Origin of the sequence: Streptomyces sp. NPDC058678, from assembly GCF_042714835.1 — a bacterium.
In the GTDB taxonomy this organism is placed as follows: domain Bacteria; phylum Actinomycetota; class Actinomycetes; order Streptomycetales; family Streptomycetaceae; genus Streptomyces.
Genome location: NZ_JBHXSG010000060.1, coordinates 1 through 21,763 on the forward strand (window position 1 = coordinate 1; position 21,763 = coordinate 21,763).

Genomic DNA, 21,763 nt, shown 5'->3' on the forward strand with positions numbered 1-21,763 from the left:
GTGGAAACCGGGGACGCCACCGTAGGACGGAGTCCCCGGTTTCCACACCGGGCGGAGCTGTCTCCGATGCCGGGTGCGGCGTCCAGGCGGAACGAGCGTGAGCTCTTGGGTGTCCGGCTTGTCGTGGAGGCAGGCACCGGTTTCTCGGCTCCACCTCGATGCGGAACAAAGCGCGGCACCTGCGCGGCACCTGCCCCTGTTCCGACCAGGGGCGCGCAGGGGAGCGGCTGTCAACCCAGGCGGCGAGCGGTGATCTCCGCTGCGGTGTCGGCGACCAGCCGGCCCAGCTCGGGCAGCCGGTCCGGCGAGAAGCGGGAGTCGGGAAGGGAGACGGCCACGGCGGCCAGCGGGCTGGCGTCGCCGTCCAGGACGGGCGCGGCGATGGCGCAGACGCCGGCCAGGTACTGGTTGCGGTTGACGGCGTAACCGTCCTTGCGGACGCGCCGCAGTTCGGCGCGCAGTTCCGCGGGGTCGGTGGGGGTGGAGTCGCTGTAGCTCTCCAGTCCGCGGGTGACGATCTCGTCGATGTCCGCCTCCGGCAGATGGGCGAGGACGGCGTGTCCGGTGGCGGTGGCGTGCAGGGGCGAGGTGTCGCCGATGGCGTGGTAGGTCCGTACGGCATGGTCGCAGTCGACTCGGTCGACGACGACCATGCACTGGGGTGCGTCCGGTACGCAGAGGTGGATGGTCTCGTTCACTGTGTCGCGGAGGCGGACCATGGGTTCGCGTGCGGCGGCGTAGAGGCTGGATCCCTGGAGGGCGGCGGGTCGTACGGCTAGGACGCGGGCGCCGATCTCCCAGCGGGTGGTGTCCTTGCGGTTGGCGCGCAGCCAGCCGGCTTCGGCCAGGGTGACCAGGGTGCGCTGCACGGTCGACTTGGGCAGCCCGAACAGCTTGGTGAGTTCCCCCACGGTCACCGGTTGATGTTGGGCGACCGCCTCCAGCATGCGCAACGACCTGGTCACGCTCTTCATTTCCATCTGGTTTCCCCCCGTTGGTCCTCGAAATTTTCGGACGACACCCTCTTGACTCCCTCCCGGGTGGCTGCCATTCTCGTGCCAGATTTCAGCATAACATGCCACTATGTGGCATGGCGAGGGCGAGAGGGCTGGCCTCGCTCACTGAGAAGTTCCTCGGCACCTTGTACCTCGCGATGCCGCTGCGAGGACGGCGGTCACGCCCTGACCGCGCCGTCTCGCGCATCGCGCGGGGCCGTCCCGCGCCCAGGTCTTCCCCCGGGCCGGGCGCGGGGCTGCGGCTTCCTCGGCGGCCCTGTCACAATGTTCAAGACCATGGAGGTGCCCTCGTGGGCAGCCCTGATACCGCTGGTGACGACTTCTGGGAACGCGTCCGTGCGGCCTACCCGGAGCAACGGCCGTTGCTGAACCTGAACAACGCGGCCGTGAGCCCGCCGCCGTTGGTCGTGGAGCAGGTGACGATCGACGCCTACCGGCTGGTCAGCCGGAATCCCGACTCAATATGTGGCAGAAGCTCGATCCCGCGCTCCCCGACGTCAAGGCACAGTTGGCGCAGCTGATCGACTGCGAGCCGGACGAGATCGCGCTCAACCGCAACTCCACCGAAGGACTGTGCACGGCGATCTTCGGGATTCCGCTGTCGGCGGGCGACCAGGTGGTGGTGTCGGCGTGGGACTACCCGAGCGTGCTCGCGGCCTGGCGGCAGCGGCAGGAACGCGAGGGCATCGAGGTGGTGACGGCCGACTTCGATCTGATGGACAGCGACGACGACGTTGTGGCGGCGTACACCGCGGCCCTCACCTCGCGCACGCGGGTGCTGCAGCTGACCCACATGTACCACTGGACGGGTCAAGTCGCGCCGGCCGAGAGGCTGTGTCGTCTGGCGAGGGAGAACGGCACCCTCACGGTGGTCGACGGTGCTCAGATCTTCGCGCAGCAGCCGGTCAGCTTCCGCGAGATCGGCTGCGACTACTACGTGACCAGCCTGCACAAATGGATGGGCGCGCCGGTGGGCAACGGCATGCTCGTGGTCAGGCGGGACCGGATCGACGACACCTGGCCCCTGCTGGCCCCCTTCGACCCGCCGCCGCTGCGCGTCGACAAGTTCGACCACTGGAATCTCGGCACGTACAACTCGGCCCTTCAAGCGGGGATCGCGCCGGCCGCCCGGCTGCACCGGGAGATCGGTGTCCAGAGGATTCATCAGCGGCTGCGGGAGTTGACCCGCTACTGGGTGGATCTCGCCCGGGACATCCCCGGATTCCGGCTGCACACGCCGCTGGACACCGAGAACCTGGGCGCTGTCACCCTGTTCTCGATCGACCACCTCGACAACAGGGCCGTGGAGCGGGAGCTGAGAGACGTCCACCAGGTCCATACGAAATACCGCGAGGTACGGCATCTGCGGGGGCTGCGCGTGTCACCGCACATCTACATGCGCAAGGACGAGCTCGACCGCTTCGTCGCGGCGCTCTCAGAGGTGGTCCAGAAGGAGTACTCGGCGCGCGGGCTCCGCTGACCTCCGGGTCGGCTGATGGTTCGCCGCCCGGCGGGTCGCTCCGCCTGCGCGGCTGCCTGGCCGCGTGCCGGGGCCAGGCAGCCGTCCCTTCTCAGCCGCCCAGGCGGCGCGCCGCGATTTCCGTCGCCGTGTCAGCGACGAGGCGGCCCCACTTGGGCAGCCGGTCCGGCTCGAACCGGGAAGCGGGCATCGAAACGGCCACCGCCGCGAGCGGCGTGCCGTCCGTGTCCAGGATGGCTGAGGCCACCGCGCACACGTCCGGCCGGTACTGGTTGAGATTCACCGAGTAACCGTCCCCCCGCACGCGGTCCAGCTCCGCCCGCAGTCCGGCGGCATCGGTCGGCGTGGAGTCGTTGAAGCGCTCCAGTCCACGCTCGACGAGTTCCTCGACGTCCGCCCTCGGCAGGTGCGCGAGGATCGCCCGCCCGGTGGCGGTGGCATGCAGCGGCGAGGTGTCGCCGATGTTGATGAACGTCCGTACCGCCTGGTCACAGTCCACGCGGTCGACCACCACCACGCACTGCAACGCGTCCGGCACGGAGAGGTGGATGGTCTCGTTGACCGTGTCGCGGAGGCGGACCATGGGTTCGCGTGCGGCGGCGTAGAGGCTGGATCCCTGGAGGGCGGCGGGGCGTACGGCGAGGACGCGGGCGCCGATCTCCCAGCGGGTGGTGTCCTTGCGGTTGGCGCGCAGCCAGCCGGCTTCGGCCAGGGTGACCAGGGTGCGCTGCACGGTCGACTTGGGCAGCCCGAAGATCTTGGTCAGTTCGCCGACGGTCACAGGCTGGTGCTGCGCGACTGCTTCCAGGACGCGCAGAGACCTGATCACGCTCTTCATTTCCATCCGGTTTCCCCCTGTTAATCCTCGAAATATCTGGTCGACACCCTCTTGACTCCCTCAGGAGCGGCTGTCATTCTCGTGCCAGATCCTAGCACATCGTTCCACAATGTGGCACGGGCTAGCAGAGGGCAATTACGAAGTCCCCTTCCCCGGACAGTGCAGACGTGGTCATCGACCCGGCGCCGCGGTCCATCCGGAATCCAAGAGTCCGCAACCGGGCGTTCAGCATCCACGCCCCGGGAGACGAAAGGAACCCCTTGTGTCTGCCAAGAAGCGCGTCGCCGTCGTAGGCGTCGGAACGATGGGCAGCCAGGCCGCCTGGCGACTGGCCGCCCGCGGAGCCGAGGTCGTCGGGTACGACCGCTTCGCCCCGGGCCACGACCGCAGCGCCGCCGGCGGCGAGACCCGGATCTTCCGCAGCGCGCACTTCGAGGACTCCCGGTACGTCCCGCTGCTCAAGCACGCCGACGCCCTGTGGGAGCAGCTCCAGCAGGACACCGGCCGCGAACTGCGCCGGCTGACCGGATGCCTGCTGATGGGGCCGACCGAGCACCAGCAGATGGCCACGGTCCTCGAGTCCATCGCCGAGCACGGCCTGGACCACGAGGTGCTGGACGCCGAGGCGCTCGCCAAGCGCTTCCCGCAGTTCCGGATCGAGGACGGCGACGCGGCCGTACTCGACCGCCGCGCGGGCTTCATCCGGCCTGAACTGACGATCCAGACCGCCGCCCGCCGCGCCGAAGAACTCGGCGCCCGCATCCACCGCTACACCACGGTCCGCGAGATCGTGCCCGTCGCGAACGGTGTCGAAATCCGCACCGATGAGGGCAGCGAGCACTTCGACACCGCCGTCGTCACGCCCGGCCCGTGGGTGAACGACCTGCTCCCTGACCTGCCGTGGGAGGTGGACATCCGCCGGCTGATCAGCGCCTGGTACGTGCCCACCACGGACGCCTGGTTCGGCGAGGAGCGCCCGGCGTTCATCCGTACGGCACCCACCCACTGCTACGGCCTGCCCTCCCCGGACGGCGTCTCCGTCAAGCTCGGCCTGTCCCGTGCGCTGCACCGCCCGGCCGGCGACCCGAACCAGCTGGACCGGACCGTGCAGCCGGAGGAGCTGGAGGTCTTCACCGAGCTCATCGGCCGGTACATGCCGGACCTGAACCCCGACCCGACCCGGCTCTCCGTCTACATGGAGGGCTACACCGAGAGCAGCCGTCCGCTGGTCGGACCGCTGCCAGGCGGGCAAGGGAATGAGCATGTTGTCCTTCTTGCCGGATTCTCCGGCCACGGTTTCAAGCTCTCGCCCGCCTTCGGCGACATCGCGGCCGACCTGGCGCTCGACGGCGCCTCGCCGCAGCCCATCGACTTCATCTCGACCCTCGACCGGACGGAAGCGTAACGACGATGACCACGAACACCCCCCTCCTCGTCGGCACGCTCAGCGCCGAGCCCGGCAGCAAGACCCGCGGCACCCTGCCCGCCGACCTCGGCACCCTCACCGTCGACATCCCGCTCACCCTCGTCAACGGCACCAACCCCGGGCCCCGCGTCCTCATCACGGCCGGTGTGCATGGCGGCGAGTTCAGCGGCATCGACGCGGCCACCCGGCTCGCCGCCCTACTGGAGCCCGGCGAGGTGCACGGCCAGGTCGTCATCTGCCCCGTCGCCAACCCCCCGGCCGTCTACGAGGGACGCCTCGGCGTCTCCCCGGTCGACGGTGTGAACATCAACCGGGTCTTCCCGGGCGACCCGGAGGGCGGTCCCACCGAGCGTCTCGCGGCGTGGCTGTTCGCCAACCTGGTGGACGGCGCCGACGCCTACGTCGACCTGCACTCCGGCGGCATCGACGAGGTCCTGAAGAACTTCGTCGGCTACCGCCTCACCGGCGAGCCGGAACTGGACGCGAAGACCGCGGACATGGCCGGCGCCGTCGGCATCGAGGACGTCATCTTCGGACTGAACGCCGACGGCGGCAACAGTCACGCGGCCGCCGCCCGCCAGGGCGTCCCGGCGATCCTTGTGGAGACCGGCCAGCTCGGCGAACGCGACGCGGACACCGCCCGTCGTCTCGTCGACGGTCTGTACGGGGTACTGGGCCGGCTCGGCGTCCTGGAGACCAAGCCCCAGGACGACCCGGCCGTCCGCGCCTGGGTCTGGGCCGCCGGCGTCGTCTCCGAGGCGACGGGCCTGTGGTACCCGGAGTTCGGCGTCGGCGACGACGTGACGGACGGACAGCTCCTCGGCCGGGTCATCGACCCGGTCGACGGCACCGAGCACAGGGTCCACGCCCCGGCCACCGGGCGGATCTTCTACGGCATGCGCGGCCTGACCGTCGCCCCCGGCGCCGAACTGGCCGCCATCGCCGCCCCCGCGCCGCGGGACACCGGCCACTGAGACCCCACCCCCCAAGCCCCCCGCACGGCAAGAACCGCACCAGCCCGCACCCCCCGCGCACATCCCCTCCTTTCTCCCCTCGTACCGCACCCTCAGGAGTCTCCGGTGAAAGATGTTCGGATAGACCGCAGAGTGTTCCTTCGCGGAGTCGGCGGCGTCGCCGCAGGCATCGCCGCGACCTCGCTCACCGCCTGCGGCACCGGCAGCAGCCGCTCCGTCGGCAGCGGCGGCAAGAGCTCCAAGACGCTCGTCGTCCGCGACAGCGGCGGCACCTACGGCGAGGCCAACCAGAAGGCGATCTACGAGCCGTTCACCAAGGAGACCGGCATCCAGGTCAAGGTGGTCAACATCGCCTACGCGCAGATGCTCGCCCAGATCAAGCAGGGCCGTCCGCAGTTCGACGTGATCGACGACTCGATGGCCGACTACGTCCTGTTCAAGAAGGAGGACGCCACCGAGGAGCTGGACTTCGACCGGCTGAAGAACTTCAAGAACGCCGGCATAGTCAAGTCCCTTGTGACCTCCAACGCGGTCGGCAAGAACTACTGGGCCAGCGTGATGGCGTACCGAACGGACGCATTTGGGGGGAAGAAACCTTCCTCCTGGGCCGACTTCTGGGACACCGGATCGTTCAAGGGCAACCGTGCCCTCCAGGCGCTTGACGCCGACTACCCGGAGCTGGAATTCGCCCTCCTCGCCGACGGCGTGGCGCTGGACCAGCTCTACCCGCTCGACGTGGACCGGGCCTTCCGGGTTCTCGACGAGATCAAGGGCTCCGTCCGGAAGTTCTGGGACACCGGCGCGCTGCCCGGCGTGCTGCTGGGACGCAAGGAGGTCGTCGCCTCCAGCGTGTGGCACGGTCGCCTGGACGCGCTGATCAAGGGCGGCGCCCCGCTCGCCTACCAGTGGAACGGCGCCCGCCGGCAGAGCAACGCGTGGGGCATCCCCAAGGGCGCCTCCAACCTCGACGCCGCCTACCAGCTCATCGACTTCTCGCTCCGGCCCGAGGTGCAGGCGGCCTACGCCGAGATCTACCCGATGGCCCCCACGGTGCCGGCCGCCTACAAGAAGCTCTCCACGACCGCCGCCGAGAACCTGGCCAGCTCGCCCGGGCACCTGGAGTCCGGCTTCGACCTGGACGTCGAGTGGTGGATCAAGAACCAGGACGCCGTGTCCAAGCGCTGGCAGGAGTGGACGCATGCCTGACATCGACCTGATGCCCTCGCGGACCGCGCCGGCGCCGGCGACCGGCACCGGAAAGCCCTTGTCAGTGAAGGCACTGCGCAAGACCTACGGCGGCGTCACCGCCGTCGACGAGGTCTCCATGGAGATCGCCGCCGGCGAGTTCGTCACCTTCCTGGGTTCCTCCGGCTCCGGCAAGACCACCACTCTGATGATGATCGCCGGGTTCTGCGAGCCCGACTCCGGCAGCATCGTCGTCGGCGGCCGGGACGTGACCCGCCTGGCCCCGCAGAAGCGCGGCCTGGGCTTCGTCTTCCAGCAGTACCTGCTCTTCCCGCACATGACGGTGTGGGAGAACGTCGCTTTCCCGCTGCAACTGCGCGACATCCCGAAGGCGGAGCTGCGCCGGCGGGTCGGCGAGACCCTGGAGATGGCCGGACTGTCGGCCATGGCCCGCAGGCGACCGCGCGAGCTCTCCGGCGGCCAGCAGCAGCGCGTCGCCCTGTGCCGGGCACTGGTCTACCGGCCCCCGGTGATCCTCATGGACGAACCGCTCGGCGCCCTCGACAAGAAGCTGCGCGACCAGCTCCAGACCGAGATCAAGCGCATCCAGCAGGAACTCGGCCTGACCGTCATCTACGTCACGCACGACCAGGAAGAGGCCCTCGTCCTCTCCGACCGCATCGCGGTCATGCGGGACGGGCTGATCGACCAGTTCGACACCCCGCAGGAACTCTTCGAGCGCCCCCGCACCCCGTTCGTCGCCGACTTCCTCGGCGCCGCCAACTTCCTCCCGGGCCGCCTGGAGGACCAGTCGGCGGAGCACACCCTCGTGCGGCTGGACACCGGTGGTCTGATCACGGCCCGCTCGCAGGCCGTCCCGGACGGCGCACGGGTACGGGCCGCGGTCCAGCCGGGCCGGCTCGCGCTGTGTCCGCCGGGCGACGGGTTCTGTACCGGGACCGTCGAGACGGTCACCTACGTCGGCACCCTCGTCCGTGTCACCGTCCGCCCCGTCGGCGGCGCGGCCACCGAACTCATACGCCTGGAGCTGCCCGCCGGACGCGCCCCCGCACTCGGCGAAAACGTCGGCCTGACCGCGGACCCCGCCAACGTCAGTGTCTTCCCCGACGTGCTCCCCGACCCGGAAAGCGGGGGGTGACAACCATGGCCGTGCTGGCTCCCGCACCGAGCTCCATCGCCCCTGTGCCCCACAAGAAGCGACGCACCCGCGTTTCGCTGTCCGACCGGCGCACCCGCTTCGGACTGCTCAACGCCACACCCGTCGTCGTCTACCTCCTGATCCTCTTCGTCTATCCGATCTTCAGCACCCTGATGCTGAGCCTCAAGGGCGACAACGGCGGCTTCACCCTGCACTGGTACGCCGACGCCTTCGCCGGCGCCAACCTGGAGATCCTGCTCACCACCCTGCGGATCTCGGCCGAGACCTCCCTGCTCGCCCTGGTCGTCGGCTTCGCACTGGCCTCCGCGATCTCCCGGCTCAAGCCGCTGTGGGCCGGCCTCGCAATGCTCGTCGTGGTCGTCCCGCACTTCATCAGCGCCCTGGTGCGCACCTACGGCTGGATCATCCTGCTCGGTGACAACGGCGTCGTGAACAACACCCTGACGGATCTTCACTTCCCGGGCGCGCCCTTCGAGTTGCTCTACAACGAGATCGGCGTCGTCATCGGCACCACCGCCGTGATGCTCCCCTACACAGTCCTGCTGCTCTACGCCGTGATGAAGGGCATCGACCGGCGGCTGCTCGCCGCGGCGGCCAGCATGGGCGCCGGACGGATCACCATCTTCCGTCGCGTCTACGTCCCCCTGGTGGCCCCCGGCCTGGTCAACGCGGGCGTCCTGTCCTTCATCCTGTGCCTCGGCTACTACCTCACCCCCGCCCTGATGGGCGGCGAGAAGCAGACGATGGTCGCCTCGCTCATCGACGAGCAGGTCATGAAGCAGAACCAGTGGAACGGCGCCTCCGCACTCGGCATCATCCTGCTACTCCTCACCTTCGCCGGACTACTGCTGCTCAGGCTGCTGAAGTCGGCCGGCGAGGCCCTTCGGAACCGGGGTACGGCGTCATGATCGAGCTCCGCTCCACCCTGGCCGGCCGCATCACCCTGGCCGTGCTGGCGACCCTGATCCTGGTGTTCCTGGCCCTGCCGATCATCGTCATCGTCGTCACTTCCTTCGGCAAGGACGCCTTCGGCAACTTCCCGCCGGCCGCCTGGACGTTCGGCTGGTACAAGCAGCTGTTCGTCGAGGGCAGCAAGTGGCCGGCCGCGCTCTCCCTGAGCGCCCTGATCGCCGCCATGACCACGGTCTTCTCGCTCGTCCTCGGCATGACCGCGGCCACGGCGCTGGTCCGCAGCGAACTGCCGCTGCGGACGGCGGTCTACGGCCTGGTCCTCGCCCCGCTGGTGATCCCCCAAGTGGTCATCGCTCTCGGCCTGTTCCTGCTCTTCGAGCCGGCCTCGATGCTCGGCAGCCCGGTCGCCATCGCCCTCGGTCACACCGTGCTCGCCTCACCGATCGCGGTGATGATCCTCATGGCCACGCTCAAGGGCATCGACGAACGGCTGGAGGACGCGGCCGCCAGCATGGGCGCCGGCCGGCTGACCGTCTGGCGCAGGATCACCCTGCCGTTGGCCATGCCCGGAATGGTCGCGGCGGGCATCTTCTCCTTCATCACCAGCTTCGACGAGTTCTTCATCTCGCAGTTCCTGTCCTCCGTGGACACCGTGACCCTGCCGGTCCAGGTGTTCAACGTCCTTCAGTACGACGTCGATCCGTCGGTGACCGCGGTCAGCGCGATCCTCATCGCGGTCGCCGTCGTGGCCCTCGGCCTCGTCGGCGTGGTGCGCAAGCTCAGCGGCTTGGGCAAGCAGGGCGGCCTGCTGCCCACCGAGCCCGCCGTGGGCCTTGCCGCCGGAAGTGAGACCGCATCATGAGCACGAGCACGAGCACGAGCACGAGCACCCGCACCCCGGCCGGTGAACTGTCCGCCACGGCGGCCAGACACCTGCTGCTGAACATGACCCCCAACGGCTCGCTGGGCCCCGAGGGAGAGAACCTCTTCGTCGTCCGGCGCGGCGAAGGGCCGTACGTGATCGACGCCGACGGCAGGCGCTACATCGACGGCCTCTCCGGCCTGTACTGCTGCCAACTCGGCTACTCCTACGGCCCCGAGTTCGCCGAGGCGGCGGACAGGCAGCTGCGCGAGCTGTGCTTCAGCCCGCTGTGGTCCTCCTCCGCGCACCCGGCGGCCATCGAGCTCGCCGAACGCCTGTCCCTGATCGCCCCTGTCGACGTCGAACACACCTTCTTCGCCGGCGGCGGTGCCGAAGCCGTCGAGACGGCCTGGAAGATCGCCCGCCGCTACCACTCCCTGCGCGGCGAACCGGGCCGGGTCAAGGCGATCGCCCGGCGCGGCGCCTACCACGGCCTGACCGTCGGCGCCCTCTCCCTCACCGACGACCCCGGCCTGACGGATCCGTACGGACCGCCGGCCATCGACACCCGGTTCGTGTCCAACACCAACCGCTTCGGACTGGCCCCCGAGTTCGCCGACGACAGGACCTACACCGCCCACCTGCTTACCGAGCTGGAGGCCGAGATCCTGGCCGAAGGCCCGGAGACCATCGCCATGCTGATCGCCGAACCGGTGCAGAACCGGGGCGGGTGCATCACACCTCCGGTGGGTTACTGGGAGGGACTGAGGGCGCTGGCCGACCGGTTCGGCTTCCTGCTGGTCGCCGACGAGGTGATCACCGCCTTCGGACGGCTGGGGGAGTGGTTCGGCGGGGACCGCTACGGCGCCCGCCCGGACATGGTCACCGTCGCCAAGGGCATCACCGCCGGATACGCCCCCATGGGGGCGACCCTGGTCAGCACGCGCGTGGCCGAGGTCATCAACCGGCCCGGTGCGGTCCTCAACCACGGCTACACCTTCGCCGGCCACCCGCTCAGCGCGGCAATCGCGCTGCGCAGCCTGGAGATCATGGAACGGGACCGGATCCTGGACAACGTCCGAGGGCTCCAGGACCACCTCGCGGTACGGATGGCGTCCCTCGCCGACCTGCCCATTGTCGGCGACGCCCGCGGCGCCGGATTCTTCTACGCCTGCGAACTCGTCGGAGACCTCGACGGCGGCGGCTTCAGCGACCGCGCCCGGGCCGACCTCGTCGCCGACCTGATCCCGCGCCGCCTGCGCGAGGCCGGACTCCTGGCCCGCGTCTACAACCGGTCGGCGCCGCTGGTCCAGATCGCGCCCCCGCTGATCAGCGACCGCCCACTCCTCGACCGGATCGCCGACATCCTCGCCGACACCCTCGTCGAGGCGTCCGCCCGCCTGTGACCCACCCGTTTTCGAAAGGAACGACATGTACTCCATCGGTCCGCTGACCGTTTCCCCCGGCGAACGCGCCCAGGGCCTCATCCCGGTCGGCACCAGCAGCTACGGCGTCGAGCTAGGCATCCCGCTCATCGTCGTCAACGGCGCCCAGGACGGCCCGGTGCTGTGTGTGGACGCGGGCGTGCACGGCGACGAGTACGACGGCCAGGAAGCCATCCGCCGCGTCCTCGCCGACATCGACCCGGCCACCCTGCGCGGCACCCTCGTCGGCATCCCCTGCATGAACACCCCCGCCTTCGAGGCCGCCGCCCGCACCAGCGGCCTGGACTACCTGAACCTCAACCGGATCTTCCCGGGCGACGCGGACGGCTCGTACTCCCTGCGGCTGGCCGCCACCTTCGTCGAGCAGGTCGTCCCCGCCATCGACGCGCTCGTCGACCTGCACACCGGCGGCACCTTCGGCGAAATCGCCCCGCTCGTCATCCTCCAGGGCGGCTACGAGGAGCTCGCCGCGGACCTGGCCCTCGCGGCCGGTCACGAGCTGGTCTGGAAGGGCGGCAAGTGGGGCGGCACCGTCCGCCACCCCACCCTCGCGGCGGGCAAGCCCGCCATCACCATCGAGGCGGGCGGCGGCACCTACCGCGAGGCCAACGTCGAGCTGCACATCGACTCGATCCACAACATCATGCGGCAGCTGAAGATGATCGACGGCGAGGTGAAGCTGCGCGACAGCTACACCGCCACCTCCGGCACCTTCGCCCGTTCCGCGGCCGGCGGATTCTTCCTCGGACACGCCGAGCCGGGGGAGACCTGCAAGGAGGGCGACCTGATCGCCCACATCGTCGACCACTACGGCAACACGCTGGAAGAGGTGATCGCCCCGCAGGACGGCATCGTGCTCTGGGTGCGCCGGATCCGGACCGTCCGTCCGGGCGACGAGGTCGTCATCTTCGGTGAGGTGCAGGGGGAGATACGGCCATGAGCGGCGACACCCAGTTGCTCCTCGTCGACGGAAAGCAGATACCCGCCGCCGACGGCCGCACCTTCACCGTCCTCGACCCGTCCGACGGCACGGCCATCACCACGGTGGCGCTGGCCGGCAAGGCGGACGTGGACCAGGCCGTGGCCGCGGCCAGGGCAGCGTTCACGGCGCCCGAATGGGCCCGGATGCGGGCAGCCGACCGTGGCCGGCTCCTGTACCGGATCGCCGAGGCCATTCGCTACCAGGGCGAACGGCTGGCGCGGCTGGAGAGCCAGGACACCGGCAAGCCGCTCAGCCAGGCCAAGGCCGACGTCGAGGCCGCCGCCCGCTACTTCGAGTTCTACGCGGGCTTCGCCGACAAGCTGGGCGGTTCCACGATCCCGCTGGGCCCGGGGCTGCTCGACTACACCGTGCGCGAGCCGATCGGCGTCTCCGGCCAGATCATCCCGTTCAACTACCCGCTGCAGAACACCGCGAGGGGCTCCGCTCCGGCGCTGGCCGCGGGCTGCACGGTGGTGCTCAAGCCCTCTCCCGAGGCGCCGCTGACCCCGCTGGAGATCGGCAGGATCGCACTGGAGTGCGGGCTTCCGCCGGGTGTCCTCAACGTCGTCCCCGGCGACGGCGGGACGGGAGCGGCCCTCGCCGGACACCCGGGCATCGACCAGGTCACCTTCACCGGATCAGTCCCCACCGGCATCAAGGTCGCGCAGGCCGCGGCCGCCAACGTGGTGCCGTCGGTCACCGAGCTGGGCGGCAAGTCGCCGTTCGTCGTCTTCGCCGACGCCGACTTCGACCTGGCCCTGAAGGCGATCCTGGGGGCCTCGTTCAGCAACGCGGGACAGATGTGCTCGGCCGGGACGCGCCTGCTTCTTCAGCGTGGCGCGGAGGAGTTCCTGGACCGGCTGGTGGAGAAGATCGCCACCCTGCGCGTCGGCCCCGGCCTGTCCGACCCGGACATCGGCCCGCTGGTCGCCGCCCGCCAGCGCGACCGGGTGCTGGGCTACCTCGACCTGGCGCGCGAGGAGGGCGCGACGGTCCGTGTCGGTGGCGGCGCGCCGTCCGACCCGGCTTTGGCCGACGGCTACTACATCGAGCCGACCGTCCTCACCGGCCTGACCAACCAGGCCCGTTGCGCCCGCGAGGAGATCTTCGGCCCCGTCGTCACCGTCATCGACTTCGACGACGCGGACCAGGCCCTGGACATCGCCAACGACAGCCCGTACGGCCTCTCCTCCTACGTCTGGACCCGCGACATCGACAAGGCGATGCGCCTCGCGGAGGGCATCCGCGCCGGCCAGGTCTCCGTCAACGCCACCGGCGTCGGCACCGGCGTCGAGCTGCCCTTCGGCGGCTACAAGCACAGCGGCTGGGGCCGGGAGAAGGGCCTCGAAGCCCTGGCGAGCTACACGCAGACGAAGAACGTCTGCATCGGGTTCGGGAGCCGGTCATGAGGTACCGCACCCTGGGCGAACGCGGACCGACCGTCTCCGTCGTCGGAGTCGGCGGCAACAACTTCGGCTCCCGCCTGGACGAGGACGGCACGAAGGCCGTCGTCCACGCGGCCCTCGACGCCGGGGTCACCCTGTTCGACACCGCCGACATGTACGGCGGGTTCGGCGAACAGGGCGGCACGCGCGGTGACGGCGAACGGCTGCTTGGCGCCGCCCTCAAGGGCCACCGCGACGACGTCGTCCTGGCCACCAAGTTCGGCATGGAGATGGGGCCGGAAGCCGATCAGTACGGTCGGCGAGGTGCCCGCGCCTATATCCGGTACGCCGTCGAAGCCTCCCTCCGCCGTCTCGGCACCGATCGCATCGACTTGTACCAGTACCACGAGCCGGACGGCGTCACCCCGCTCGACGAGACGATCGCCGCCCTGCGGGAGCTCGTCGACGAGGGCAAGATCGGGTACATAGGCTGCTCCGCTCTCCCGGCCGAGGACCTGAGCGACGCCTTCGTGTCCACCCAGGCCCGCTACCACCTGCTCGACCGCAGCGTGGAGGAGGACCTGATCCCGGCCTGTCTGCGTCACGGCCTCGGTCTCCTGCCGTACTACCCGCTGGCCAACGGCCTGCTCAGCGGCAAGTACCGGCGCGGCGAGCAGCCCCCGCCCGGCAGCCGGCTGTCCTGGCGGCAGGGCTGGCTCACCGACGCCGCCCTCGACCGAGTCGAGGCGCTCACCGCGTACGGCGCCGAACGCGGCCTGACCCTCCTCCAGGTCGCCGTGGGCGGACTGGCCGCCCTGCCCGCCGTCGGCTCCGTGATCTGCGGCGCCATGAACCCCGGACAGGTCACCGCCAACGCGGCGGCGGCCGACTGGATCCCCGACGCGGCCGACCTGGCCGCACTGGACGCGATCGTCATCCCTGGCGAACAAGTCGTCTGAAACACCCGCCCTTCTCCACAGCACCCAGAATCGAGGCTTGACACCATGCGAGAGATCGTCACCTTCGACGCCTACGGCACCCTGGTCGACTTCCAGCTCGGCCCCACCACCCTCAAGGTCCTGGCCGACCGGCTCGACCTGGACAACCTGGACGTCGACGAGTTCCTCGACGACTTCCGCGTCATGCGCTTCCAGGCCGTCCTCGAGGCGTACCGCCCCTACCACGAGATCCTGCACTCCAGCCTGCGGATGGCCATGCGCCTGCACGGCCTGGAGTACCGCACCTCCGACGGCGACGCCCTCGTCGAGGCCGTCCCCACCTTCGGTCCCTTCCCGGAGGTCCCGGAGGCCCTGCGCGCCCTGAAGAGCAGGTACGAGATCGCCATCATCACCAACAGCGACGACAACCTGATCGCGCGGAACGTCGAGAACATCGGCGTCGAGTTCGACTACGTCATCACCGCCCAGCAGGCCGGCGCCTACAAGCCGGACTTCCAGACCTTCGAGCACGCCTTCAAGACCATGGGCGTCGAGCCCTCGCAGGTCATCCACACCGCCCAGGGCTGGGAGTACGACCACATCCCGACCCGCGACCTCGGCCTGAAGCGCCGTGTGTGGATCAACCGCTTCGGCCGCCCCGGCAGCGCCGACTACCAGCCCTACGACGAGCTGACCGATCTGTCGGGCCTGCCGAAGCTGCTCGGCTGCTGACAACACGGCGACACGGCGACACAGGACAGAGAACACAGAGGACGCACGCCATGAAGCAGATCCCTTACTGGCTCGACACCGCTCCAGCCCTGCCCGACCGGTCCGGAAAGGACCTGCCCGACGAGGCGGACCTGGTGGTCATCGGCGGCGGCCTCACCGGCCTGTCCACCGCGTATCACGCCGCCCGCAAGGGTGCCCGGGTCGTCCTCGTCGAGAAGGACAAGGTCGGCTCGGGCGCCTCCGGCCGCAACGGCAGCATGTGCACCCAGGGCCTCACCATCGGGGTCGGCGAGGCCCGCAAGCGCTACGGCCAGGAGCGCGCCCGCGAGCTCTACGACTCCTTCCGCGAGGCGGTCGACGTCGTCGAGGAGCTCACGCGCACCGAGAAGATCGACTGCGACTTCAACCGCTCCGGACGCCTCGGTGTGGCCTTCAAGCCCCAGCACTTCGAGTCGATGAAGGCCACCCAGCGAGACCTGGCCGAGAACTTCGACCACGAGACCCAGCTCCTGACCCGCGGCGACCTGAAGTCCGAGCTGGGCTCGGACTACTACCACGGCGCCCTGCTCGACCCGCTCAGCGCCGCCCTGCACGTGGGCAAGTACGTCCACGGCCTGGCCGAGGCCGCCGAACGCGCCGGCGCGGAGATCCACGAGCGGAACGCGGCCACCGGCCTCACCCGCCTGCCCGGCGGCGGTTTCCTGGTCGAGACCCTCAACGGAACCATCCGTGCCAAGCAGGTGATGGCCGCGACCGACGCCTACACCGACAAGGCGCTGCCGTGGTTCCGCAAGCGGCTGATCAACGTCGGCAGCTTCATCATCGTCACCGAGCCGCTCGGTGAGGCACGCGCCAAGGAGTTGATCCCGAACGCCCGTCTGGTGGTCGACTCCAAGAACATCGGCCACTACATCCGCCTCACCCCCGACAACCGCCTGGCCTTCGGCGGCCGGGCCCGCTTCGCGCCCTCCGACCCGGCCTCCGACGTCAAGAGCGGAGACATCCTCAAGCGGGAGATGACGGAGATCTTCCCGCAGCTTGCGGGTGTGCGGGTCGACTACGTCTGGGGCGGCATGGTCGGCTTCTCCTGGGACCGTCTCCCGCACGCGGGCGAGGAGAACGGCCTGTACTACTCGATGGGCTACTGCGGTCACGGTGTCCAGATGGCCACCTACATGGGTAGGGCGGTCGCCGAGATGATGGACGGCAAGCCGGAGGCCAACCCGCTGCGCGGCCTCGGCTTCCCCAAGGTCCCCGTCCCCTTCTACAACGGCACGCCCTGGTTCCTGCCGTTCGGCGGCGCCTACTACAAGGTGAAGGACCGCCTGCGCTGAGGCGCGCCGAAAGCGGTGACACTGCGGGGGCCTTCCGCGAGTGCGATGCGGGAAGGCCCCCCGCCGGGTCCACCATCCGACTCTGACACTCCGACAGCAAAGAAGTTTCCTGATGCTCAGTCCAGTCGAAACCTCCAGCCCCGATGACGTCGCGCCGGGCCTGACCTACGATCACGCCGCGCGAGCCGGGGATCTCATCTTCGTGTCCGGCCAGATCGCCAAGGACGAAGCCGGTTCCTGGGTCGGCGGCGACGCGGCGAACCAAGCCAGGCAGGTCTATCGCAACCTGGATCGCGTGCTGACTCACATGGGCGCCACGCGGTACGACGTCGTCAAGGTCACGACCTTCCTTACCGACGTGAAGGACAAGGATGCCGTGACGAAGGTGCGGCTCGACTACTTCGGGGATCACCGTCCGGCGCATACCGGAATGACCGTCGCCGCCCTGGGCTTTCCGGAAATCACGATGGAAGTCGAGGTCGTGGCCTATCTCCCGAAGGACAGGATCGCCCCATGAGAGTGGCGCTCTACGATCACGCCAAGCTTTATCGGGAGCACCGCGGGGAAATCGACGCCGCGATCGCCCGAGTGCTTGAAAGCGGACAGTTCACCTGGGGCGAAGAGGTGCCGGGTTTCGAGGAGGAGTTCGCGAGCTGGGTCGGCGCGCGGCACGCTGTCGCCGTGGGCTCTGGTACCGCCGCCCTGACAACCGCGCTGCGCGCGCTCGGGATCGGACCGGGAGACGAAGTCATCACGGTGGCGAACACCGATCTCGCCGACTCGGCGGCGATCAGCGCGGTCGGTGCGTCCCTCGTCTGGGTCGACATCGACCCCGAGTCACGATGCATCGACCCCACCGCATGCGAAGCCGCGATCACGCCCCGGACACGCGCTCTGCTGCCCGTCGACATGTACGGCCATCCCGCCGACATGATCGAGCTGCGGCGCATCGCCGATCGCCATGGCCTCGCGCTCGTCGAGGACGCCTGCCTTGCGCTCGGCGCGGAGATCGACGGCAGCAGGCTCGGCAGCCTGGCCGATGTCACCTGTTTCAGCTTCGCCCCGGGCAAGCACCTCGGCGCCTACGGAGCTGCGGGCGCCTGCACGACACAGGACGCCGCTCTGGCGGAGCGGATCCGTAGGCTCGCGACCAACGGTCAGGCTCGTGAACGGAACTACGGGCCCAAGCCGAGCCTCGGCCTGCACCACGAGACGGAGGGGCACAACCAGCGGATGGATGAGCTGCAGGCGGCCATCCTGCGCGCCAAGCTGCCCCGTCTCGACGAGGCGCTCGCGGTGCGCCGCGCCCAGGCCGACCGCTATACCGAGCGCCTCGCCGGCCTGGCCGATCTGCCCGGCCAAAAGACAGGCTTCCGTCATGCCTGGCGGAACTACGTCATCGAGCTCGACCGACGAGATGCGCTGGCTGCTCATCTCTTCGCACAGGGGATCGGCTGTAAGGCGCTCTATTCGCCGCCGATGCATCTGCAGCCGGCCTACGGGGATCGCGGCTACGCCGCCGGCAGCCTGCCCAGAACGGAGCGCTCGGGCAATCGGCTTCTGGGCCTGCCGCTGGGACCGCATCTGAGCCTCCACCAGATCGACATGGTCGCCGAGGAGGTCCGCGCCGGATTGGCCTGATCCACGGCGCCGGTTCCTGTGCGTGATCAGGCGTTGTAGCCCAGTGTGCGCAAGGGATGTGTGGCGCGAGCATGACCCGCCGGGGCCGCGTACGTACGAACTTCTCGGTCAGCCGCGGTCAGCGTTGTCGAGTAATTCGCCCTGCAGCCGGTTACCTGTGCGGCTCACTTGAGCCGCGTCCCGATCATGAGCTTCCTGGCGTTCGGTGGCGCCTACTACAAGGCCGGCATCGACTGCGCTGAGGTGACGGTGCGGTGGTGCTGCGGGGCTTCCTGGTACGGCCTTGCTGCCTCGGAACCCGAAGGCGTGGCAGGTCGTGCCGGGCTGGCTGACCAAAGGACTGCTTCAAGGACGGCCCATTCCTCGTTGCTTCCTTCGACGAGGAACACCGACAGTCTTCGACTGTCCCGCGCGCTCGACCCGCTCCAGCAGCTGACGTACACCCACGACTGACCTCACGTACACACTCGTCTGAAACCGTCCGAGAGAAGGCCCGCTCAGCCATGACCGCCGCAGCCAAGCGAAGTGAACACGACCTGCTCGGCGACCGGGACGTTCCCGCCGAGGCGTACTGGGGGGTCCACACCCTGCGTGCCACGGAGAACTTCCCCATCACGGGCACGCTGATCCGCGCCTACCCGCACCTGATCGACGCTCTGGCCGCCGTCAAGGAGGCCGCCGCCCTGGCCAATGAGGAACTCGGCCTGCTGGAGCCGAGGAAAGCCGCCGCCATCGTCGCCGCCTGCCGCGAGATACGTGACGGCAAGCTGCACGACCAGTTCGTCGTCGACGTCATCCAGGGCGGCGCCGGCACGTCGACCAACATGAACGCCAACGAGGTCGTCGCGAACCGGGCGCTGGAACTGCTGGGCCACGCCAAGGGCGAGTACTGGCACCTGCACCCCAACGAGGACGTCAACCTCGGACAATCGACGAACGACGTCTATCCGACCGCTGTCAAGGTGGCCACCGTCTTCGCCGTGCGTGGGCTGCTCAAGGCGATGGCCGTGCTCCAGGACTCCTTCGCCCGTAAGGCCGTCGAGTTCCGCGACGTGCTCAAGATGGGCCGTACACAGTTGCAGGACGCGGTCCCCATGACGCTCGGCCAGGAATTCTCCGCATACGCCGTCATGCTCGACGAGGACCGCAGCCGACTCGCGGAGGCGGTCGAGCTGATCCACGAGATCAACCTGGGCGCCACCGCCATCGGCACCGGCCTCAACGCCCCCTCCGGATACGCCGAGTCCGCCCGCCGCCACCTCTCCGCGATCACCGAGCTGCCACTGGTCACCGCAGCCAACCTGGTCGAGGCCACCCAGGACTGCGGCGCGTTCGTCCAGATGTCCGGCGTGCTCAAGCGGATCGCCGTCAAGCTCTCCAAGAGCTGCAACGACCTGCGCCTGCTGTCCTCCGGGCCGCGCGCCGGCCTCGGCGAGATCAACCTCCCGCCTGTGCAGGCCGGTTCGTCCATCATGCCCGGCAAGGTCAACCCGGTGATCCCCGAGGTCGTCAACCAGGTCGCCTTCGAGGTGATCGGCAACGACGTCACCATCACCATGGCCGCCGAGGCCGGACAGCTCCAGCTGAACGCCTTCGAGCCGATCATCCTGCACTCCCTGTCGGAGTCCATCACCCACCTGCGTGCCGCCTGCCTCACCCTCGCCGAACGCTGTGTGGACGGCATCACCGCCAACACCGAGGCCCTGCGGGCGAGCGTGGAGAACTCCATCGGCCTGGTCACCGCCCTCAACCCGCACATCGGCTACACCGCGGCCACCGACATCGCCAAGGAAGCCCTCGCCACCGGCCGCGGAGTGGCCGAACTCGTTCTGGAAAAGGGTCTGCTGCCCGCCGAGCAACTCGCTGACCTGCTGCGCCCTGAGGTCGTGGCCGGCAGGGGCCAGGCCCTGGTCTGACACGCCCTGCGTACCGGCGCACCAGCTCCGCGGGCAACAGGCGGCTTCGGCGGGGAGGCCGTGACCGGTGCCGCGGCTACCAACTTCTCAAGCCCGAGAATGGAAAAAGGCATGTCGCTCCTGAAGACCATCGACACCGATCCCTCCTCCGCTCCGCGCGAGTCCGCCCCGCTCCCGGAACGCCTGATCTCCGGCAATCCCGACTTCAAGACCTGGGCCCAGGACGTTGCCCGCGGGGAGATGATCCGTACGGGCGTCTGGGAAGCGACGCCCGGCGAGACGCGCTCGATCAAGGGCGAGACCTTTGAGTTCTGCCACATCCTCTCCGGCATCGTCGAACTCACGCCGGAAGGCGGCGAGCCGGTGGTCTACAAGGCAGGCGACAGCTTTGTCATGAAGCCGGGCTTCGTCGGTGTCTGGAAGACCATCGAAACCGTGCGCAAGGTCTACGTGATCGTGACGTGATGCTGATGCCGCGCGACTCGGCCGTAGCCCGCGCAGTTCGATGTGGCGGGGGCTGTAAACGTAGCGGACGTATTCCGCCACCGCGCCAGCCCCCGACCCTGCACGGCAGTCGGCGGTGAGGTCAGGGCAGCGCGATGCCGTCCAGCTTGCCGGCCTTGGCGTCGTCGACCAGGTTCGTGAACTGGTCGAAGCTCATCTGGACGCGCTGGCCGAAGTCGTCCGTGAGGATGACCCGCTGCTCGGCCGGGGCACTCGGGTAGACGAAGAGCTGGGGACAGCCGCAGTTGCAGTTGCCGCAGAAGGTCGCGACGGGTTCCGGTCCGTTGGTGTGGTCGGGCATGGCGCTCCACCTCCGTGGGTGTGGGACTGCCCGGGGGATACCCGGCTTGCGCCGGGCGGACGCGCGCCTTGGGTGTGTGCGGGGGCGTGGTGAGTGGCGGGCGTGCGCCGGTGCTTCTTCAGGTGACTCCGTTGCTTCGCAAGCCATCGCCACCCTCAAGTCCTGGCGGCTCCTCCGCAAGCTCCGCTGCTCGACGACCCGGATCACGAGCCTCGTCCAAGCCGTCCTCACCCTCCATCTGGCCAGCTCAGACTGAAGTTGGAAAGGGCTCAGTGGCGAGACGAATACGAAAGGGACCCTGAGTACCAGCGCATCCTGGCGAGACTGGAGCTGCCGTAGTGGAAGCGGCCAATGGTCCAGGTGGCTGTCGTCGCTTCTGCCGCAGCGTTCGTCGTAGGGGCCTTGATCGGAAGCGCCAAGGACGGTACGGACAGCCCTTCGCTGTCGTCCTCGAATCAGTTGGAGTCACAGAACTACCGGCCCACCGGACTGACATACCAGCAGAAGCAGCAGACTCTCTTCAAGTTCTGCACCTCGGACCAGATGCGCGGGCCCGTTGCGGACAGTTCGGAGTTCCCGACGTGTATGGGCGACTGCTACGTGACGGACCAGGGGATGGTCATGCCCAAGTAGCCGAGGATGCGCGTCCTGGTCCGGCCAGCTTGCAGCGGTCTGGCCGGAGGCGCGGAAGAAGCCACGGCCGCGCGGATGA

General features: G+C 69.1%; 21 protein-coding genes and 1 pseudogene. 19 read left to right on the plus strand and 3 right to left on the minus strand.

Translation table 11 applies throughout. From position 1 onward, the window contains the following. Positions 1–230: 230 nt before the first annotated feature. The gene (locus tag ACFWWR_RS37605; protein WP_384308231.1) at positions 231–974 is read right to left on the minus strand and encodes an IclR family transcriptional regulator; all 744 of its coding nucleotides are present in this window, start codon (positions 972–974) and stop codon (positions 231–233) included. Positions 975–1,479: 505 nt separating this feature from the next. Between ACFWWR_RS37605 and ACFWWR_RS37610 the strand changes: the two genes are divergently transcribed. Further along, a complete protein-coding gene (locus ACFWWR_RS37610) occupies positions 1,480–2,496 on the plus strand; it encodes an aminotransferase class V-fold PLP-dependent enzyme (RefSeq protein ID WP_384308107.1) in 1,017 nt (338 codons plus the stop codon). A gap of 91 nt (positions 2,497–2,587) precedes the next feature. Here the strand turns inward: ACFWWR_RS37610 and ACFWWR_RS37615 are convergent, their stop codons facing one another. Next, positions 2,588–3,334, minus strand: a complete 747-nt coding sequence (locus ACFWWR_RS37615) for an IclR family transcriptional regulator (protein WP_384308234.1) — start codon at positions 3,332–3,334, stop codon at positions 2,588–2,590. A 262-nt stretch (positions 3,335–3,596) separates the two neighbouring features. On the opposite strand from ACFWWR_RS37615, the gene solA reads away from it, so the two are divergent. From solA to ACFWWR_RS37695, 16 genes are all read left to right on the plus strand, one after another. Next, positions 3,597–4,739, plus strand: a complete 1,143-nt coding sequence (solA, locus tag ACFWWR_RS37620; RefSeq protein WP_384308110.1) for an N-methyl-L-tryptophan oxidase — start codon at positions 3,597–3,599, stop codon at positions 4,737–4,739. 5 nt (positions 4,740–4,744) lie between these two features. Beyond that, the gene (locus ACFWWR_RS37625) at positions 4,745–5,734 is read left to right on the plus strand and encodes a succinylglutamate desuccinylase/aspartoacylase family protein (protein ID WP_384308113.1); all 990 of its coding nucleotides are present in this window, start codon (positions 4,745–4,747) and stop codon (positions 5,732–5,734) included. 132 nt (positions 5,735–5,866) lie between these two features. After that, complete coding sequence (locus tag ACFWWR_RS37630) at positions 5,867–6,940, plus strand: extracellular solute-binding protein (protein ID WP_384308116.1); 1,074 nt, start codon at positions 5,867–5,869, stop codon at positions 6,938–6,940. Continuing rightward, positions 6,933–8,078 (plus strand): ABC transporter ATP-binding protein, encoded by a 1,146-nt coding sequence (locus ACFWWR_RS37635; protein ID WP_384308119.1) that lies wholly within the window; start codon positions 6,933–6,935, stop codon positions 8,076–8,078. Before ACFWWR_RS37630 ends, ACFWWR_RS37635 begins: the two co-directional genes overlap by 8 nt. Before the next feature lie 5 nt (positions 8,079–8,083). After that, positions 8,084–9,007, plus strand: coding sequence for an ABC transporter permease (locus ACFWWR_RS37640; RefSeq protein WP_328778066.1), 924 nt, complete (start codon positions 8,084–8,086; stop codon positions 9,005–9,007). After that, positions 9,004–9,873 (plus strand): ABC transporter permease, encoded by an 870-nt coding sequence (locus ACFWWR_RS37645; RefSeq protein ID WP_384308123.1) that lies wholly within the window; start codon positions 9,004–9,006, stop codon positions 9,871–9,873. Before ACFWWR_RS37640 ends, ACFWWR_RS37645 begins: the two co-directional genes overlap by 4 nt. Further along, positions 9,870–11,279: an aminotransferase class III-fold pyridoxal phosphate-dependent enzyme gene (locus tag ACFWWR_RS37650; RefSeq protein ID WP_384308126.1), complete on the plus strand. Its 1,410-nt coding sequence runs from the start codon at positions 9,870–9,872 to the stop codon at positions 11,277–11,279. Before ACFWWR_RS37645 ends, ACFWWR_RS37650 begins: the two co-directional genes overlap by 4 nt. Positions 11,280–11,304: 25 nt before the next feature. Further along, positions 11,305–12,258, plus strand: coding sequence for a succinylglutamate desuccinylase/aspartoacylase family protein (locus ACFWWR_RS37655; protein WP_384308129.1), 954 nt, complete (start codon positions 11,305–11,307; stop codon positions 12,256–12,258). Next, the gene (locus ACFWWR_RS37660; RefSeq protein WP_384308132.1) at positions 12,255–13,709 is read left to right on the plus strand and encodes an aldehyde dehydrogenase family protein; all 1,455 of its coding nucleotides are present in this window, start codon (positions 12,255–12,257) and stop codon (positions 13,707–13,709) included. The genes ACFWWR_RS37655 and ACFWWR_RS37660 overlap by 4 nt, the downstream gene beginning before the upstream one ends. After that, the gene (locus ACFWWR_RS37665; protein ID WP_384308135.1) at positions 13,706–14,644 is read left to right on the plus strand and encodes an aldo/keto reductase; all 939 of its coding nucleotides are present in this window, start codon (positions 13,706–13,708) and stop codon (positions 14,642–14,644) included. Before ACFWWR_RS37660 ends, ACFWWR_RS37665 begins: the two co-directional genes overlap by 4 nt. A gap of 45 nt (positions 14,645–14,689) precedes the next feature. Beyond that, a complete protein-coding gene (locus tag ACFWWR_RS37670) occupies positions 14,690–15,355 on the plus strand; it encodes a haloacid dehalogenase type II (protein ID WP_384308138.1) in 666 nt (221 codons plus the stop codon). Positions 15,356–15,405: 50 nt separating this feature from the next. Continuing rightward, complete coding sequence (locus ACFWWR_RS37675; RefSeq protein ID WP_384308141.1) at positions 15,406–16,689, plus strand: NAD(P)/FAD-dependent oxidoreductase; 1,284 nt, start codon at positions 15,406–15,408, stop codon at positions 16,687–16,689. A gap of 112 nt (positions 16,690–16,801) precedes the next feature. After that, positions 16,802–17,206 (plus strand): RidA family protein, encoded by a 405-nt coding sequence (locus ACFWWR_RS37680; protein ID WP_384308144.1) that lies wholly within the window; start codon positions 16,802–16,804, stop codon positions 17,204–17,206. Then, entirely contained in the window at positions 17,203–18,330 is a 1,128-nt protein-coding gene (locus ACFWWR_RS37685; protein WP_384308147.1) for a DegT/DnrJ/EryC1/StrS family aminotransferase, read from the plus strand. Before ACFWWR_RS37680 ends, ACFWWR_RS37685 begins: the two co-directional genes overlap by 4 nt. A 503-nt stretch (positions 18,331–18,833) precedes the next feature. After that, complete coding sequence (gene aspA / locus ACFWWR_RS37690; protein WP_384308150.1) at positions 18,834–20,246, plus strand: aspartate ammonia-lyase; 1,413 nt, start codon at positions 18,834–18,836, stop codon at positions 20,244–20,246. 111 nt (positions 20,247–20,357) lie between these two features. Beyond that, positions 20,358–20,711 carry a cupin domain-containing protein gene (locus tag ACFWWR_RS37695; RefSeq protein ID WP_384308152.1) on the plus strand — a complete coding sequence of 118 codons (354 nt, stop codon included), beginning with the start codon at positions 20,358–20,360 and terminating at the stop codon, positions 20,709–20,711. Positions 20,712–20,832: 121 nt separating this feature from the next. Here ACFWWR_RS37695 and ACFWWR_RS37700 read toward each other — a convergent pair whose 3' ends face one another. Continuing rightward, positions 20,833–21,051, minus strand: a complete 219-nt coding sequence (locus tag ACFWWR_RS37700; RefSeq protein ID WP_384308155.1) for a hypothetical protein — start codon at positions 21,049–21,051, stop codon at positions 20,833–20,835. Positions 21,052–21,190: 139 nt separating this feature from the next. On the opposite strand from ACFWWR_RS37700, the pseudogene ACFWWR_RS37705 reads away from it, so the two are divergent. Both ACFWWR_RS37705 and ACFWWR_RS37710 read left to right on the plus strand, forming a co-directional pair. Continuing rightward, positions 21,191–21,307: pseudogene (locus ACFWWR_RS37705) on the plus strand (IS5/IS1182 family transposase); the annotation flags it as partial. A gap of 95 nt (positions 21,308–21,402) precedes the next feature. Continuing rightward, positions 21,403–21,684 (plus strand): hypothetical protein, encoded by a 282-nt coding sequence (locus tag ACFWWR_RS37710; protein WP_384308158.1) that lies wholly within the window; start codon positions 21,403–21,405, stop codon positions 21,682–21,684. Positions 21,685–21,763: the final 79 nt, after the last annotated feature.